The sequence below is a fragment of the Xenophilus azovorans DSM 13620 genome, assembly GCF_000745855.1.
Lineage (GTDB): Bacteria > Pseudomonadota > Gammaproteobacteria > Burkholderiales > Burkholderiaceae_C > Xenophilus > Xenophilus azovorans.
Window position 1 is genome coordinate 43,144 of sequence record NZ_JQKD01000017.1, and the last position, 16,027, is coordinate 59,170.

The 16,027-nt window shown below is 72.1% G+C and carries 15 protein-coding genes; 14 read left to right on the top strand and 1 reads right to left on the bottom strand.

Going from position 1 to position 16,027, the window contains the following annotated elements; genetic code table 11:
* Positions 1-14: 14 nt before the first annotated feature.
* Genes Q392_RS11000 through Q392_RS32745 form a run of 4 tightly spaced genes read left to right on the top strand, consistent with a single transcriptional unit; the run spans position 15 to position 2,114 of the window.
* Positions 15-1,088, top strand: coding sequence for a trypsin-like peptidase domain-containing protein (locus tag Q392_RS11000; protein ID WP_157007906.1), 1,074 nt, complete (start codon positions 15-17; stop codon positions 1,086-1,088).
* A gap of 55 nt (positions 1,089-1,143) precedes the next feature.
* Entirely contained in the window at positions 1,144-1,380 is a 237-nt protein-coding gene (locus Q392_RS11005; RefSeq protein WP_038206455.1) for a hypothetical protein, read from the top strand.
* Between the two features lie 51 nt (positions 1,381-1,431).
* Complete coding sequence (locus tag Q392_RS11010) at positions 1,432-1,935, top strand: YbhB/YbcL family Raf kinase inhibitor-like protein (protein WP_038206607.1); 504 nt, start codon at positions 1,432-1,434, stop codon at positions 1,933-1,935.
* A complete protein-coding gene (locus Q392_RS32745; RefSeq protein WP_157007908.1) occupies positions 1,932-2,114 on the top strand; it encodes a hypothetical protein in 183 nt (60 codons plus the stop codon). Before Q392_RS11010 ends, Q392_RS32745 begins: the two co-directional genes overlap by 4 nt.
* 25 nt (positions 2,115-2,139) lie before the next feature.
* Here the strand turns inward: Q392_RS32745 and Q392_RS11015 are convergent, their stop codons facing one another.
* Positions 2,140-3,030, bottom strand: a complete 891-nt coding sequence (locus Q392_RS11015) for a LysR substrate-binding domain-containing protein (protein ID WP_038206456.1) — start codon at positions 3,028-3,030, stop codon at positions 2,140-2,142.
* 198 nt (positions 3,031-3,228) lie between these two features.
* On the opposite strand from Q392_RS11015, the gene Q392_RS11020 reads away from it, so the two are divergent.
* From Q392_RS11020 to phnY, 10 genes are all read left to right on the top strand, one after another.
* Positions 3,229-4,797 carry an ABC transporter substrate-binding protein gene (locus Q392_RS11020; protein WP_038206457.1) on the top strand — a complete coding sequence of 523 codons (1,569 nt, stop codon included), beginning with the start codon at positions 3,229-3,231 and terminating at the stop codon, positions 4,795-4,797.
* A 10-nt stretch (positions 4,798-4,807) separates the two neighbouring features.
* Positions 4,808-5,764 (top strand): ABC transporter permease, encoded by a 957-nt coding sequence (locus tag Q392_RS11025; RefSeq protein ID WP_038206458.1) that lies wholly within the window; start codon positions 4,808-4,810, stop codon positions 5,762-5,764.
* A 3-nt stretch (positions 5,765-5,767) separates the two neighbouring features.
* Entirely contained in the window at positions 5,768-6,613 is an 846-nt protein-coding gene (locus Q392_RS11030) for an ABC transporter permease (RefSeq protein ID WP_051953287.1), read from the top strand.
* Positions 6,610-8,361 (top strand): dipeptide ABC transporter ATP-binding protein, encoded by a 1,752-nt coding sequence (locus Q392_RS11035; protein WP_051953289.1) that lies wholly within the window; start codon positions 6,610-6,612, stop codon positions 8,359-8,361. The genes Q392_RS11030 and Q392_RS11035 overlap by 4 nt, the downstream gene beginning before the upstream one ends.
* Complete coding sequence (locus Q392_RS11040; protein WP_051953291.1) at positions 8,358-9,161, top strand: phosphodiesterase; 804 nt, start codon at positions 8,358-8,360, stop codon at positions 9,159-9,161. The genes Q392_RS11035 and Q392_RS11040 overlap by 4 nt, the downstream gene beginning before the upstream one ends.
* Positions 9,158-10,417 carry an alkaline phosphatase family protein gene (locus Q392_RS11045; RefSeq protein ID WP_038206459.1) on the top strand — a complete coding sequence of 420 codons (1,260 nt, stop codon included), beginning with the start codon at positions 9,158-9,160 and terminating at the stop codon, positions 10,415-10,417. The genes Q392_RS11040 and Q392_RS11045 overlap by 4 nt, the downstream gene beginning before the upstream one ends.
* Before the next feature lie 51 nt (positions 10,418-10,468).
* Entirely contained in the window at positions 10,469-12,076 is a 1,608-nt protein-coding gene (locus Q392_RS11050) for an alkaline phosphatase D family protein (RefSeq protein ID WP_038206461.1), read from the top strand.
* Positions 12,077-12,208: 132 nt separating this feature from the next.
* Entirely contained in the window at positions 12,209-13,453 is a 1,245-nt protein-coding gene (gene phnA / locus Q392_RS11055) for a phosphonoacetate hydrolase (protein ID WP_038206488.1), read from the top strand.
* 16 nt (positions 13,454-13,469) lie between these two features.
* Positions 13,470-14,576, top strand: coding sequence for an iron-containing alcohol dehydrogenase PsrA (psrA, locus tag Q392_RS11060; protein WP_038206492.1), 1,107 nt, complete (start codon positions 13,470-13,472; stop codon positions 14,574-14,576).
* On the top strand, positions 14,573-16,027 hold the full coding sequence (gene phnY, locus Q392_RS11065) for a phosphonoacetaldehyde dehydrogenase (protein WP_038206494.1): 1,455 nt from the start codon (positions 14,573-14,575) through the stop codon (positions 16,025-16,027). The genes psrA and phnY overlap by 4 nt, the downstream gene beginning before the upstream one ends.

Consider the following 16,027-nt stretch of genomic DNA (forward strand, 5'->3'; position numbering starts at 1 on the left):
GCGATCCCCGCATCATGGGCGGCATGGATCTGGCGACGGCAAGGGCCTTGAAGGAACAGGTGGCGCGGGAGATCGTGCGCCCGCGCCTGGCCGAGCTGTGGCTGGCGACGCGCGCGGTGCGCGCCGTCGGCGTGCGGCGGCTGACGCAGGCGCGGCCCGGCGTGGCGCTGGGCCTGGCCCGCGGCCCCGAGCCCGGCACCTACGTGCTGGCGGTGCGTCTGCAGCGGCGCACGGCCGCGCTGGACGAGACATTGCAGGCCGGCATCCAGCGCGTCGCCGGCCCGGCCGTGCAGATCGACTACATCGGCACCGTGTTCAAGGGCGCCCGCGCGGCACGGCGGGCGCCGCCCGGCGCGGCCGCGGCGACGCGGCCGTGGTACCAGCAGCGCCAGCGGCCGCTGCGCATCGGCTGCTCCTGCGGCCACGTCAACGTCACGGCCGGCACGCTGGGCGCCTTCGGCACGCACGGCGCGAGCGGGCAGGCGGTGATCCTGAGCAACAACCACGTGCTGGCCAACGAGAACAAGGCCCGCCAGGGCGACCCGATCCTGCAGCCCGGCGCCTACGACGGCGGCAGGCGGGGCAGCGACGCGGTGGCGCATCTGCTGGACCACGTGGCCCTGCTGCCGGGCATGAACAACGAGGTCGATGCGGCGATCGCCGCCCTGCAGCCCGACGTGCCCTTCGAGCCCACGCTGCTGACCGACGCGCCGGCCGCCTGGGCCGGCCTGCGCGAGACGCCGGTCGAGCCGGGCGAGCCCGTGTTCAAGCTCGGGCGCACCACCGGCCTGACGCGCGGCGTGGTCAGCGCCATCGAGGTGGACGACGTGGTGGTGAGCTACGAGCGCGGCGAACTGGGCTTCGACCGCCAGACGGAGATCAGCAGCGCCGAGCAAGGGCGTCCCTTCAGCTCGGGCGGCGACAGCGGCTCGGTGATATTCGACATGCAGGGGCGGGCGTTCGGGCTGCTGTTTGCAGGCAGCGACCAGGGGGGCCACAATGATTTGGGCGTCACCTACGCCAACGACCTGCGGCGCGTGGCCGAACTGCTCGGCGTGAAGCTGAGCGGCCCGGCCGGCGCGCACTGAAGACCGCAGCGCACCGCTGCCGGCGCATCTTCTTTTCTTTCCCCGAGGACGGAGCATGCAGACCACCATGGAACAAGCGCGCAAGGCCAAGCCCAAGGCCGTGGCCGCGGCGTCGGCATGCTCGCCCGTGGTCGGCGCCGGGCTGTGCAAGATCGGCGGCTCCTACGCCGTGAAGGTCAACCTGCGCGAGCCGTCGGCGTCGGTCGCCGGCCTGCCGGCCCGCATCGACGGCGTGCAGGTGATCTACGAGGTGGTCGGCCCCGTGCTGCTGCGGTCCGCCGCCTCCTCCTGAGCGGCCCGCGGCCGTGCGCTACCCTTGATGCCCACCGGAGAAATGCAGACCATGAGCAGCTTCACCCTTCACAGCCCCGACATCGCCGCCGACGGCACCATCGACAAGCGCTTCGAGTTCGACGGCTTCGGCTGCAGCGGCGAGAACAAGTCGCCCGCGCTGCAGTGGAGCGGCGCGCCGGCGGGCACGAAGAGCTTCGCCGTCAGCGTGTACGACCCGGACGCGCCCACCGGCTCCGGCTTCTGGCACTGGATGGTGGTGGACATCCCCGCATCGGTGACGGAACTGAAGGCCGATGCCGGCGCCGCCGGCGGCGCCAGGCTGCCGGCCGGCGCCTCGCACATCCGCATCGATTACGGCGTGTCGGCCTTCGGCGGCATGTGCCCGCCGCCGGGCGACAAGCCGCACCGCTACGTCTTCACCGTGTACGCGCTGGGCGTCGAGAAGCTGGAGCTGCCGCCCGACCCGACGGCCGCGCTGGCCGGCTTCATGATCAACGCCAACCTGCTGGGCAAGGCCGGCTTCACGGCGCACTACGGGCGGCCGGCGGCATGAGCGGGCTTTTGCAGCGGATCTGCGCGGCCCTGTGCGTGCTGGGCCTGGCAGCCCTCGCCTCGGGATGCGCCAGCCCGGCCGGCGGCGACGGCGCGCCGGCCGCCACGCGCAGCGGCGTGGAAGTCTTCGGCACCATCGACGCCGGCGTCAGCAGCGTGAAGAACAAGTCGGGCCGATAGGCGCGACGCAACACCGGCCGTGCCGTCAGGCGCGCGCGCGGCCCTTGCGCTTCTGGATGTCGGGCTCGAGCGTGTCGAAGAAGGCCCGCACCATGCGCATCTCGCGTCGCTCGGCCAGGCACAGCACATGCGTGTAGGTGCGGATCTGCGCGTCGCGGATGCGCACCATGTGCAGGCCGGGGCCCGGCACGTACTCGACCAGTGACACCGCGGCGATGCCCAGGCCCTGGGCGACCGCCTCGCGGATGATCTCCCGGCTGCTGATCTCCATCACGACCTCGGTCTTCACGCGGGCCTTGGCCAGTGCGGATTCGAGCGCCTTGCGCGTGGTGGAGCCCTGCTCGCGCAGGATCATCCGCTCACCCTCCAGTTCCGCGATGCCGATGTCCCGCCGCTGCGCGAAGCGGTGCGTGCCGGCGGTGAAGATCACCACGGGGTGCTCGCTGAAGGGCACGGAGACGAAGCGGTCGTCGCGCACGAACTGCGCGAGGACGCCCACGTCGGCGCGGTAGTCCAGCAGCCGGTCGAGCACGTCCTGCGAGTTCCCCGTGCTCACCGACACCTTGACCCCCGGGTATTGGCGGCTGAAGCCGCCGAGCATCCGCGTGACGTGATGCGGCCCCACGGCGGCCACGCGCAGGTGGCCGCTGCGCAGCTCGCCCGCGTTGCCCAGCAGCTGCACGGCATCGGCCTCCAGGCTGAACATCTGCTGCGACAGCTGCATGAGCTGCTCGCCCAGCTCGGTGAGCTGCACGGAGCGCCCCCGCCGGTGGAAGAGCTCGATGTTGTACGTCTCCTCCAGCAGGCGGACCTGCGTCGTGATGGTGGGCTGGCTCACGTGGAGGAGTTCGGCCGCGGAGGTGAAGCCTCCGGTGCGCGCGACGGCGTGGAACGAGCGCAGTTGGGTGAGCCGCATATGGGATTTGCCTTGCGTAGTATCCCGGACAAACTATTCATTCAGTATATGTGAAGGCATCACAAATTCAATTTGCTCAATGGATACCGCCCTCCAATAATTTGCTCGCATACAAGGCATGGAAAGCCCTCGGGAGGGCGTTTCGCGCGATCTGCAGGACGCCCGGACATGTGCTGACATATCTAACAGGAGACCACGATGAGGCAGAACCAGAGCATGCCGATGGACGCCATGCGCCGCAGGCTGCTGATGGGCGCGGGCGCCACCACCGCGCTGACGCTGGGCGATCTTCTGGGCCCCGCGGCGGCCCAGACCGCAGCGCCCAGGCGTGGCGGCAAGTTCGTCTACACCAACACCTACCCCAACAACCGGATGGGCGATGCGCGCAACGGCCGCCATCCGCAGCACTGGCTGGACCTGAACAACCGCAGCGCCTACAACGCGCTCACCTGGGTGGACGAAAACCTCGAGGTGCAGCCCGAGCTGGCCACCGCGTGGGAGCCGAGCGACGACCTCAAGGTGTGGGACATCACGCTGCGCGAAGGCGTGACCTTCCACGACGGCCGCGAGATGACGGCCGACGACGTCGTGTCCTCGTACAGGTTCCACCAGGCCTCGACGGGCTACGCCAAGCAGATCGTGGGCGTGGAGAAGGTCGGCCGCAAGGTGCGCATGACGCTGGACGCACCGAACAGCGAGTTCCCGTACATCCTGGCCGAGTACCACCTGATGATCATGCCGGCCGCCGAGAAGGAGACGATCGGCCTCGCCGGCATCGGCACCGGGCCGTTCAAGATCGTGAGCCTGGACCCCAAGCGCCGCATCATCCTGGAACGCCACGAGACGTACTGGCGCCAGGGCTTCCCTTACCTCGACCGGCTCGAGGTGGTGAGCTCGCCGGGCCGCATGGAAGGCGCGCTCAACGGCTTCCGCGGCGGCCTGTTCGACGCGGTGATCGGCGTCGACCCCGGCCTGCTGCCCGACCTGGAGCGCACGCCCGACCTCAAGTACAACCTGTCGAGCAGCGGCGACCAGGCGATCATGATCATCCCCAAGCACGAGGGCACGCCGCTCAACGACAAGCGCGTGCGGCAGGCCCTCGCGCTGGCGATCGACCGCGAGAAGATCGTGCGCATCGTCTACGGCAAGAACGCCGGCTGGGTGGGCAACGATTCGCACCTGACCCCCGCGAACGCCTCGTTCACGCCGCTGCCGCGCATCCACGACGTGGCGCGGGCGCGGGCGCTGCTGGCCGAGGCCGGCCATCCCAACGGCATCACGCTGCCCACCTTCTACTTCGCCGCCACCTGGCCCGAGGTGCCGCGCATCTTCCAGGTGCTGGCCGAATCGGTGAAGGAGGCGGGCATCACGCTGCCGATCGAGCAACGCCCCAGCGACGGCTACCGCAAGTGGCGCGTGGAGGACGTCGAGAAGACGCGCAAGCACCGCTTCGCCTACACGCCCGCAGGCCCGCGCAACCCGGGCGTGAGCCTGTACCGCATGCGGCCGGACAACAACGAGAGCGGCTACTGGAGCGGCCCGGGCTGCGACGAGTACATGGCGCTCTACCAGAAGTCGCTCGCCGAGTCCTCCGGCGACAAGCGCCGCGCGATCTACGTGCGCATGCAGGAGATCCTGCGCGACGAGGTGCCGGCCATCAGCCCGGCGGGGCGGCGCAACCTCGTGATCCACAAGCCCAACGTGCACGGCCTGCGCAACCACTCGCAGTTCTGGTCGATGCGCTTCGACGAAGTCTGGAAGTCGTGAGCGGCCGGACATGCTCCTGACCCTGCTGCGGCGCGCGGGCCTGTACGCGCTGACCCTGCTGCTGGCCTCGATGCTGGTCTTCGTGGCCACCGAGGTGCTGCCCGGCGATGCGCTGGAGGTCAGCCTCACGGCCGACGAGATCGCGCTCATGAACCCGGAGGACCTCGAGCGCAAGCGGCGCGACCTGGGCCTGGACCGGCCGGCGCCGGTGCGCTACCTCGAATGGCTCGGCGGCGCCCTGCGCGGCGACTTCGGCAAGACCATCCTCGGGGACACGCCCGTCATCGACATCATCCGCGAGCCGCTGAAGAACTCGCTGCTGCTCGGCGCCGTCACCGCGCTGGTGGCGATACCGCTGTCGCTGCTGCTGGGTATCGTCGCCGCGTACTGGCGCGGGCGGCTGCCCGACACGCTGGCCTCGATGGGCGCGGTCATCGGCTACTCCATCCCCGAGTTCGCGTCGGGCAACCTGCTGGTGCTGCTGTTCGCGATCTGGGTGCCGCTGTTCCCCGCGGTGATCCTGGCCTTCGCCGACGCGCCGCCCGCCACCCTGCTGGCGGTGTCGGTGCTGCCCGTGGCGACCATCGTGTTCGGCTCGATCGCGCACCTCGTGCAACTCATCCGCACCGGCCTCATCGAGGCGCTGTCGAGCGACTATGTCGAACGCGCCCGCTTCACGGGCCTGGGCGAGCTGCGCCTGATCCTGCGCCATGCGCTGCCCGCCTCGGTGATCCCGGCGCTGAACTCGGCCGCGCTCTACGTGGCCGGGCTGCTCAGCGGCATGGTGGTGGTGGAGAAGGTCTTCGCCTATCCCGGCCTCGGCATGATCCTGCTGCAGGCCGTGGACAAGCGCGAGGTGCCCACGGTGCAGGCCGTCAGCCTGCTGGCCGCGCTGGCCGTCGTCACGATGAACCTGCTGGCCGACCTCGCCGTGGTGGCCCTCGACCCCCGTGCAAGGAGCCGCTGAACCATGATGATCAAGCTGGACCGCCATGCGCTGCTGCGTCCCGTCGCCGTCGTCGGCATCGGGCTCGTCGTGGTGCACCTGGCGCTCGCGCTGGCCGCGCCCTGGCTCGCGCCGTACGACCCGATGGCGCTCAACGGCGGCCGCGCCGAGCCGCCGAGCGCGGAGTTCTGGCTCGGCACCGACGTGCTCGGCCGCGACTATCTTTCGCGCCTGCTGTGGGGCGGCCGCACCGCGCTGCTCGCCACCTTCACGGGCGTGGTCGCGGCCGTCGCCTTCGGCAGCATCGCCGGGGTGACCGCCGCCTACGTGGGCGGCCTGTTCGACGACATCGTGATGCGCATCGTCGACCTCAAGCTCGCCCTGCCGGGCATCCTGTTCGTGGCGCTGTTCGCGGTGGGCTTCGGCGAGTCGCTGCCGGTGCTGATCGTGCTCATCGGCATGGTGTACTTCCCCGGCGTGATCCGCATCGTCCGCGCGCAGGCGCTCACGCAGGTGAACCTCGGCTACGTGAAGGCGGCGCAGCTGCGCGGCGAGAGCACGCTGTCGATCATCCTGCGCGAGCTCTACCCCAACACGCTGGACGTGGTCTACGTCGAGTTCGCGATCCGCATGTCGCACGCCATCCTGCTGCTGAGCTCGCTGTCGTTCCTCGGCATGGGCATCTCGCCGCCCACGCCCGACTGGGGCCTGATGGTGGCCGAGGGCGTCAGCCAGCTCGCCTACGCGCCGTGGCTCGTGCTGGCGCCGGCCGTCTTCATCGCGACGCTGGTCATCGGCCTGAACTTCGGCGCCGAGGCGCTGGCCCGGGCGCTCGGACTGGACGCCACGCGCGGGCAGGACGCGGCATGACGGCAGCACTCGACGTCCTGAAGGAAGAGGCGACCGCCATGAAGCACCCGGCGGCCACCCCGCTGAAGCAGCGCCAGCCCGTCGCGCAGCGCGCCGACGGGCGGCTCGAAGTCCGCGGGCTGGACATCGGCTACCGGCGCAGCGACGGCCGCGTGACGCGCGCCGTGCGCGGCGTCCACTTCACGGTCGAGGCCGGCACCAGCCTGGGCATCGTCGGCGAGAGCGGCTCCGGCAAGTCGACGCTGGCGCGCGCGCTGCTGGGCCATTGCCGGCCCGGCGGCGTGATCACCGCCGGCTCGGTGCGCATCGCCGGCGAGGACATCCTGCGGCTGGACGAGGCCGGCCGGCGCCGGCTGCGCGGCCGCCACATCGCCTTCGTGCCGCAGAACCCGCTGAGTTCGCTCACGCCCCACATGCGCATCGGCGACCAGGTCGACGAGGCGGTGCGGCACCTGCGCGGCTGCGGGGCGGCCGAGGCGCGCGCGCGCACGCTCGAACTCTTCGAGGCCACGCGCCTGCCCGACCCGGCGGCCCTCTGCGCACGCTATCCGCACGAGCTTTCCGGCGGCCAGCGCCAGCGCGTGGTGATCGCCACCGCCCTGGCCGGCGACCCGGGGCTGCTGGTGCTCGACGAACCGACGACGGCCCTGGACAAGACCACCGAGGTGCAGGTGCTGGAACTCGTGCGCACGCTGCGCCACCGCTTCAACACCTCGCTCATCTACGTGAGCCACGACCTCGGCGTGATCTCGCGCATGTGCGAGCGGGTGCTGGTGATGTACGAGGGCGAGGTGGTCGAGGACGGCGAGGCCGCCGCGATCTTCGGCGCGCCCGCGCACGCCTACACGCGCCAGCTCATCGCCGCGATCCCGCGCATCGACGCCGAGCCGCCTGCGCGCGCGGCGCCGGCATCGCCCCGGGACGGCGCCGCGATGGTGGCCGCCGACGGGCTGGCCTTCTCCTACCGCGCACGCCGCCGGCACTGGCCGGGCCGCCCCGCGGCACCGGACCGCCCGGCCCTGGCCGGCCTGTCCTTCTCGATCGCCCGGGGCGAGACGCTGGGCCTGGTCGGCGAATCCGGCAGCGGCAAGTCGACCGCGGCCGCGCTGGTCGCGGGGCTGATGGCGCCGTCGGGCGGCACGCTGGACTTCGACGGCGCGCCCCTGGCGCCCCTGGCGACGCAACGCCCGCTGGCGCTGCGGCGCCGCATCCAGATCGTGTTCCAGGACCCGCTGTCCTCGCTCAATCCGCGCCAGCGCATCGCGACCATCCTCGAGCGCCCGCTGGCGATGTTCACGCAGCTGCGCGGCGCGGCGGCGCGCGAGCGCGCCGAGGCGCTGATGCACGCGATGCACCTGGACCCGGCCCTGCTCGAGTGCTACCCGCGCCAGCTCTCCGGCGGCCAGCAGCAGCGCGTGGCCATCGCCCGGGCCTTCGCCGCCGAGCCCGACCTGATCGTCTGCGACGAGATCACCTCGGCGCTCGACGTCTCGGTGCAGGCCCAGGTGCTGGACCTGCTGCTGGAGCTGCAGCGCAAGACCGGGACCGCCTACCTCTTCATCAGCCACGACCTCGGCGTGGTCCGCCGCATGGCCGACCGCGTGATCGTGCTGCGCCGGGGCGAGGTGTGCGAGTCGGGCCCGACCGACGCGGTGTTCCGCGCGCCGCGCAGCGACTACACGCGCCTGCTGCTCGAATCCACCGCCCTGCATTCGGTGGCCGCGCGACCCCACGGAAGCCCCGCATGATCAAGCTGATCCACATCACCGACCCGCACCTCGTCGCGCCCGGCGAGATCCTGCACGGCCTGGACCCGCACGCCCGGCTCGTCGCCTGCATCGGCGACGTCCTCGCGCACCATGCCGACGCGGCCTGCGCCGTGATCACGGGCGACCTCGCGCACCGCGGCGAGGCGCCGGCCTACGCGGCCCTGCGCGCGCAGGTCGACCGGCTGCCCTTCCCCTGCTTCCCGCTGCTCGGCAACCATGACCTGCGCGCGCCGTACGCCGCGGCGTTTCCCGATGCGCCGGACGACGGCGGCGGCTTCGTGCAAGGCCGCCTGGACGTGGGGGACGCGTCCCTGCTCATGCTCGACACGCTCGACGAGGGACGCAACGGCGGCCTGTACTGCGAGCGGCGCCGCGCCTGGCTGGAGCGGCAGCTGGAGCAGACGTCGCAGCGCGCCGTCTACCTGTTCATGCACCACCCGCCGTTCGACATCGGCATACCGTGCCTGGACCGCATCGGCCTGTCCGACCCCGAAGCCTTCGCGCGGCTGACCGCCGGCCGCCCGAACCTGCGCCACCTGTTCTTCGGCCACGTCCACCGGCCCGTGTGCGGAAGCTGGCGGGGCATTCCCTTCTCGACCATGCGCGGGCTGAACCACCAGGTGCCCTTCGACCTGCACACGGTCTCGCCGGTGCCCAAGAGCCACGAGCCGCCCGCCTATGCCGTCGTCTTTCTCGAGGCGGACCAGGTCACGGTGCACTTCCACGACTACCTCGACCGCTCGACGCTGCCCGAACGCGCGGGCAAGGCGATGCCATGACGCCGGGCCGCCGCGCGGTCGTCGTGGTCTGCGACAGCCTGGCCGCGGACCTGGTGCGGCCCGAGACGGCGCCGGCCCTGTCGGCGCTGCGCGCCGCGGGTGCGGACTTCGCGCAGGCGCGCAGCGTGTTCCCCTCCACCACCCGGACCAGCTCCGCATCGATGGCCACCGGCTGCCTGCCCGCCGCGCACGGGCTGCTGGGCAACACCATGGTGATCGACGAGGGCCTCGGGCTGGTGCGGCTGTCGGTGGGCAAGCCGGACTTCCTGGACAGGCTGCGCCGCGCGACCGGCCGCACGCTCGCCCGGCCCACCTGGGCGCAGCGGCTGGCGGGCCGCGGCGGATCGATCGTGATGTCCAACGTGTCGCCGGGCGCGGCCTACCTGCAGGACCCGGAGGGCTTCGGCCACGTCTACCACCGCAGCGGCTCCTTCGGCCCCGGGCGCAGGCCGCTGGACGACGGCCTGGCGATCGAGGTCGGCGCGGCGGGCGACGCGGCGATGACCGACCGCTTCTGCCGCGAGGTGCTGCGCGCGCGTGCGCCGGCGCTGGCCGTGCTGTGGCTGTCCGAGCCGGACCACACCGCGCACCGCACGGCGCTGGGCTCGCCCGCGCACCGGGCCATGATCGCGCACGCCGACGCCTGCGTGGAGCAGGTGCGGCGCACGGTCGACGCGCTGGACCCGCGCGGTGAGGACATCCTGCTGGTCGCCTGTTCCGACCACGGCATGGAGACCGTGGCACGGCAGATCGACCTCGACGCGCTGCTGGCGGACGCGGGCTGGAAGGACGCACCCGATTCGCCGGACGTGGTCGTGGCGCCCAACGGCACCGCGGCGCTGCTGTACTTCGCCGCCGCCGCGCGCCCGCGCATCCCCCGGCTCGCGCGATGGCTGCAGGCGCAGGACTTCGCTGGCCGCGTGTTCTGGGGCGACGCGCTGGCCGAGGTCGGCCTGCCCGCAGGCGGCCCGCTCGGCATCGCGCTGGCGCTGCGCGCGGACGACGCCGCCAACGCGCACGGCGTGCCGGGGCGCAGCGTCTCGGTCAGCAGCCCGTTCAGCGACACCTCGGCGCCCGGCTGCGCCCAGCACGGCGGCCTCGGGCCCAACGAGCAGCATCCCTTCCTCTGCCTGCGGGGCGGCGGGTTCCGCCCCGGCAGACGCCACCAGCGCGTGTCGCTCATCGACATCGCGCCGACCGTGCTGCGCCATCTCGGCGCCGCCGCCGACGGCATGCAGGGGCGCGGGCTGCAGTAGGCGCGCCGCGCGGGCGCGCCCTGCCTTCCATCCGCTTCGAGGAGCCGACCCATGCACCGCCGTGACCTCGCCCGCCTCGTCACCGCCGCCGCGGCCGCCACCGCGCTGCCGCGCTGGAGCTGGTCCGCCACGCTGCGCCAGCGCGACCTGTTCGCCCTGGGCGTCGCCAGCGGCGCCCCCCGGCCCGACGGCTTCGTGCTCTGGACGCGGCTGATCGACGGCCCGGTGCCCGGCACGGTGCCGGCCGACGCGCCGCGCGGCCGGCTGCCCGAGGCGTTGACCGTGCGATGGGAAGTGGCCGAGGACGACGGCTTCCGCCGGATCGTGCGGACAGGCCAGGCCCCCGCGCTCGCGGCGCTCGGCCACGCGGTGCACGTGGAGGTGGCGGGGCTGATGCCCGGCCGGTGGTACTTCTACCGCTTCATGCACGGCGATGCGGCCACGCCGCCTGCGAGAACCCGCACGGCGCCCGCCGCGGGCGCGATGCCCGACCGCCTGCGCTTCGCCTTCGCATCCTGCCAGCGCTGGGAGCAGGGCCTCTACGCGGGCTATCGCCACATGTCCGGCGAGGACCTCGACCTCGTGCTGTTCCTGGGCGACTACATCTACGAGTACGCGATGCCGGCCAAACCGCCGAAGCATGCGCTGGCGCGCACGCACAGCCTGCCCGCCGCGCAGACGCTGGCCGACTACCGCGACCGCTACGCGCTGTACCGGACCGACCCGCACCTGCAGGCCGCACACCGCGCCTGTCCCTGGATCGTCACCTGGGACGACCACGAGGTGCAGAACGACTATGCGGGCCTGTCCGGCAGCGGCGCGGCGGATGCCTTCCTCGCGCGCCGCGCCGCCGGCTACCAGGCCTTCTACGAGAACATGCCGCTGCGCTCGTCGGTGCTCGCGCACGGCCTGGCCGGCCTGGGCACGCACGACGCGCTTCGCATCCACGGCGGCCACGCCTGGGGCCGCCTGCTGCGCCTGCACCTGCTCGACACGCGGCAGTACCGCGACCGGCAGGCCTGCCGCACGCCGGGCGGCAAGCTGCAGGGCGCGCTGTCGCCGCGGGACTGCCCCGAACTGGCCGACCCCGCGCGCTCGATGCTCGGCATGGCGCAGGAGCGCTGGCTGGGCCAGGGACTGGCGCAGGACGCGGCGCCGCAAGGCGTGCAGTGGAGCGTGCTGGCGCAGCAGACCATCTTCGCGCAGCGCAACTACAGGCCGTCGCCCGAGGAGAGCTACCACGCCAGCACCTGGGACGGCTACCCCGCCGCGCGCCAGCGGCTGCTCGACGCCGTGCGCGACACCGCGCCGCGCAACACCGTGCTGCTCGGCGGCGACATCCACCAGAACTACGTGTGCCGCGTCCTGGCGGACTTCTCGAAGCCGCGCTCCGCCGTCATCGGCAGCGAGTTCTGCGGCACCTCGATCAGCTCGGCCAGCAACGTCCCGCAGGCCCGGGTCGAAGAGATCGCGCGGCTCAACCCGCACGTGCTGCTCGCCCGCTCCGACCGGCGCGGCTACGCGGTCGCCGAGGTCACGCCCGCGCGCTGGACCACCACGCTGCGCGTGCTCGACGACGTCATGCGCGAGGACAGCGGCATCTCGACGTTGGCCCGCTTCGTGGTCGAGGACGGCCGGGCGGGACCGCAGCCGGCGTGAGCCGCGCCGCCCCGTTCATATAGATAAATTGAATGCGAAGCTGATTTAGAAAGTATTTGATCAATAGTTGTCGGGGTGCTGTACTCGACTCCGACAGTTCTTCACCCGATCCCCACCAGCACCGCACAGCCCATGCATCCGCCCTCCTTCCCCATCCAGGTCAACGGCCGGAGCTACCGCCGCCCGGACGCGCCCGCCGTCGTCATCTGCGTCGACGGATGCGAGCCCGACTACATCACGCAGGCCATCCAGTCCGGCGCCGCGCCCTTCATGCGCGAGATGCTGGCGCGCGGCACCTCGCTGATCGGCGACTGCGTGGTGCCGAGCTTCACCAACCCCAACAACCTCTCGATCGTCACCGGCGCACCGCCGGCGGTGCACGGCATCTGCGGCAACTACTTCTTCGATCCGGCGCTGGGCAGGGAGGTCATGATGAACGACCCCTCCTACCTGCGCGCCGGCACCATCCTCGCGGCCGCGGCGGAGGCGGGCGCGTCGGTGGCAGCGGTCACCGCCAAGGACAAGCTGCGCACGCTGCTGGGCCACGGGCTGCACGGCATCTGCTTCTCGGCCGAGAAGGCCGACCGGGCCACGCAGGCCGAGTGCGGCATCGACGGCGTGCTCGAGCTGGTCGGCCGGCCGCTGCCCTCGGTCTACAGCGCCGACCTCAGCGAGTTCGTCTTCGCCGCCGGCGTGCGGCTGCTCGAGACGAGGCGGCCCGATCTCATGTACCTGTCCACGACCGACTACGTGCAGCACAAGTGCGCCCCGGGCACGCCCGACGCCAACGCGTTCTATTCGATGATGGACGGCTACCTCGCCCGGCTCGACGCGCTGGGCGCGTCGATCGCGCTCACGGCCGACCACGGCATGAGCCCCAAGACGGACGCCGCCGGCCGGCCGCGCATCGTCTTCCTGCAGGAGACGCTCGACCGGCTGCTGGGCGCGCAGGCGGCCCGCGTCATCCTGCCGATCACCGATCCGTACGTCGTGCATCACGGCGCGCTGGGCTCCTTCGCCACCGTGTACCTGCGGGAGGGCGGCGACGCGGCCGACGCGGCGGCGGCCCTGCGCGGCATCGACGGCATCGAGCAGGTGCTCGGGCGCGACGAGGCGGCGGCGCGCTTCGAGCTGCCGCCGGACCGCATCGGCGACCTGGTGGTGCTCGCGGACCACCTGAGCGTGCTGGGCACGCGCGCCGCCGACCACGACCTCTCGGGCCTGACCGTGCCGCTGCGCTCGCACGGCGGCGTCTCCGAGCAGAAGGTGCCGCTGCTGTTCAACCGCCGCCTGGACGGCCTCGACCCCGCGCGCCGGCTGCGCAACTTCGATGTCTTCGACCTGGTGCTCAACCATGCCGATGCCCCGCGCGCCTAGAGAAGAAAACCGAGCGATGACGACGACCCACTACTTCAACCCCGTGCACATCGTCCACGGCGCGGGCGCGCTGTCCGCGCTGCCCGGCCTGCTCGAAGGGCGCCGCGCGGCGCTCGTGATCTTTCCCGAGGCGCGCGGCATCGGGCTGACCGCGCGGATGGAGCGCGCGCTCGGGGACGCGCTGGCATGCGTGATCGAGGACGTGCGCCCCAACCCCGACGTGGCGGAGCTGCGCCCGCTGTACGAGCGCTTCTGGCGCGAGCAGGCCGACACGGAAGTCATCGTCGCCGTCGGCGGCGGCAGCGCGATCGACACGGCCAAGGCGCTGATGACCGGCACGGCCGGCGGCGGATTCGATGCCCTGGTGGCCGGCCTCGCGGGCGACGCGCCCTTCGCGCCGACACATTTCAAGTCGCTCGTCGCCATTCCCACCACGGCCGGCACCGGCAGCGAGGTCACGCCGTGGGCGACGGTGTGGGACCGCGAGCGCCAGCGCAAGTACTCGCTGCACCTGCCGCAGACCTGGCCCAGCCATGCCGTCATCGACCCCGAGCTCATGCTGTCGCTGCCGCCCGCGGTGACGCTGCAAAGCGGCCTCGACGCGCTGTCGCACGCGCTGGAGGCCATCTGGAACGTCCACGCCAACCCGATCTCGGACACCTTCGCCGTGTCCGCGGTGCACGACATCGTGGCGGTGCTGCCGCAGCTCATGGCGCAGCCCGCCAGCCTCGAACTGCGGGGCCGCATGGCGCTTGCCGCGCTGAAGGCGGGCATGGCCTTCTCGAACACGAAGACGGCGCTCGCGCATTCGATCTCCTACGAGATGACGCTGCGCCACGGCCTGCCGCACGGCATCGCCTGCTCGTTCATGCTCGACGACGTGCTGTCCCGCGCCCTGGGCCAGCGCCCCGACCGCGACCGCGTGCTGGCCGAGGCGCTCGGCGCACCGCTGGAGGACGCCCCGCGGCGGCTGGCCGCCTTCATCGAGGGCCTGGGCGTGAAGACGCGCTTCGCCGACTACGGCGTCGACGAACAGGAGGCCCGCGACATGGTCCTGCACGCGCTGTCGGGCGTGCGCGGGCGCAACTTCATCGGCGCGCAGCCGGCGGGAGAGCAGCCATGAGCGCCGCACGCCCGAGGGACAGCGAACACTTCCGCGCGGAGGGCCTGCGCATCGACGGGCAGCGCGTGATGCGCCCGCGCACCTCCGACGTGCTGGACCCGTACAGCGGCGAGCGCGTGGGCACCGTGGCCCGGGCCACGCTGGAGGACGTGCGCGAGGCGATGCGCGTGGCCCATGCCTGCCGCCCCCGGCTGACGCGCCACGAGCGCGCGGCCATCCTGCAGCGGGCCGCGGCGCTGCTGCGCGAGCGGGCCGACGAGGCGTCGGCGCTGATCACGCGCGAGTCCGGCCTGTGCCGCAAGGACTCACTCTACGAGGTCGGCCGCGTGGCCGACGTGCTGGTGTTCGGTGCGGGAGAGGCGCTGCGCGACGACGGCCAGGTCTTCTCGTGCGACCTGACGCCCCACGGCAAGCGGCGCAAGGTGGTCACGATGCGCGAGCCGCTGCTGGGCGTCATCACCGCGATCACGCCCTTCAACCACCCGATGAACCAGGTCGCGCACAAGGTGGTTCCCAGTATCGCCACCAACAACCGCATGGTGCTCAAGCCGTCGGAGAAGGTGCCGCTGTCGGCGCTGTACCTGACCGACCTGCTCTACGAGGCGGGGCTGCCCACCGGGATGCTGCAGGTCGTCACGGGCGACCCGCGCGAGATCGCCGACGAGCTGCTGACCCACCCGCACGTGGAGATGATCACCTTCACCGGCGGCGTGGCCATCGGCAAGTACATCGCGTCCAAGGCGGGCTACCGCCGCATCGTGCTCGAGCTGGGCGGCAACGACCCGCTGATCGTGATGGAGGACGCCGACCTCGACCGCGCCAGCGAGCTGGCGGTGCAGGGCTCGTACAAGAATTCCGGCCAGCGCTGCACGGCAGTCAAGCGCATGCTGGTGCACCGCGCGGTGGCCGGCGAGTTCACCGAGCGCGTGGTCGAGAAGACCCGCCACTGGCGCTTCGGCGACCCGGCGGACACCCGGGTCGACATGGGCACGGTGATCGACGAGCCCGCGGCCCGGCTGTTCGAGCAGCGCGTGGACGAGGCCGTGGCCCAGGGGGCGCGGCTGCTGTGCGGCAACCAGCGCGCCGGCGCCCTCTACGCGCCCACCGTGGTCGACCGCGTCGACCCCGCCATGGCCCTGGTGCGGGAGGAGACCTTCGGCCCGGTGTCGCCCATCATCACCTTCGGCGACATCGACGAGGCGATCCGCATCTCCAACGGCACCGCCTTCGGGCTGTCCTCGGGCGTGTGCACGAACCGCATGGACTACTTCACGCGCCTGGCCAACGAGCTGCAGGTGGGCACCGTGAACCTGTGGGAGGTGCCGGGCTACCGCATCGAGCTGACGCCCTTCGGCGGCATCAAGGACTCGGGCCTGGGCTACAAGGAGGGCGTGCAGGAGGCGATGAAGTCCTTCACCACCTGCAAGACCTTCACCCTGCCCTGGCAGTGA

Bases quoted from the DNA above. Each gene is read 5' to 3' on its own strand.
- Q392_RS11020 (WP_038206457.1), top strand. From the start codon at position 3,229: ATGAGGCAGAACCAGAGCATGCCGATGGACGCCATGCGCCGCAGGCTG.
- Q392_RS11040 (WP_051953291.1), top strand. From the start codon at position 8,358: ATGATCAAGCTGATCCACATCACCGACCCGCACCTCGTCGCGCCCGGC.
- Q392_RS11035 (WP_051953289.1), top strand. From the start codon at position 6,610: ATGACGGCAGCACTCGACGTCCTGAAGGAAGAGGCGACCGCCATGAAG.
- Q392_RS11000 (WP_157007906.1), top strand. From the start codon at position 15: ATGGGCGGCATGGATCTGGCGACGGCAAGGGCCTTGAAGGAACAGGTG.
- Q392_RS11025 (WP_038206458.1), top strand. From the start codon at position 4,808: ATGCTCCTGACCCTGCTGCGGCGCGCGGGCCTGTACGCGCTGACCCTG.
- Q392_RS11050 (WP_038206461.1), top strand. From the start codon at position 10,469: ATGCACCGCCGTGACCTCGCCCGCCTCGTCACCGCCGCCGCGGCCGCC.
- phnY (WP_038206494.1), top strand. From the start codon at position 14,573: ATGAGCGCCGCACGCCCGAGGGACAGCGAACACTTCCGCGCGGAGGGC.
- Q392_RS11030 (WP_051953287.1), top strand. From the start codon at position 5,768: ATGATGATCAAGCTGGACCGCCATGCGCTGCTGCGTCCCGTCGCCGTC.
- Q392_RS11005 (WP_038206455.1), top strand. From the start codon at position 1,144: ATGCAGACCACCATGGAACAAGCGCGCAAGGCCAAGCCCAAGGCCGTG.
- Q392_RS11010 (WP_038206607.1), top strand. From the start codon at position 1,432: ATGAGCAGCTTCACCCTTCACAGCCCCGACATCGCCGCCGACGGCACC.
- Q392_RS11015 (WP_038206456.1), bottom strand. From the start codon at position 3,030: ATGCGGCTCACCCAACTGCGCTCGTTCCACGCCGTCGCGCGCACCGGA.
- phnA (WP_038206488.1), top strand. From the start codon at position 12,209: ATGCATCCGCCCTCCTTCCCCATCCAGGTCAACGGCCGGAGCTACCGC.
- psrA (WP_038206492.1), top strand. From the start codon at position 13,470: ATGACGACGACCCACTACTTCAACCCCGTGCACATCGTCCACGGCGCG.
- Q392_RS32745 (WP_157007908.1), top strand. From the start codon at position 1,932: ATGAGCGGGCTTTTGCAGCGGATCTGCGCGGCCCTGTGCGTGCTGGGC.
- Q392_RS11045 (WP_038206459.1), top strand. From the start codon at position 9,158: ATGACGCCGGGCCGCCGCGCGGTCGTCGTGGTCTGCGACAGCCTGGCC.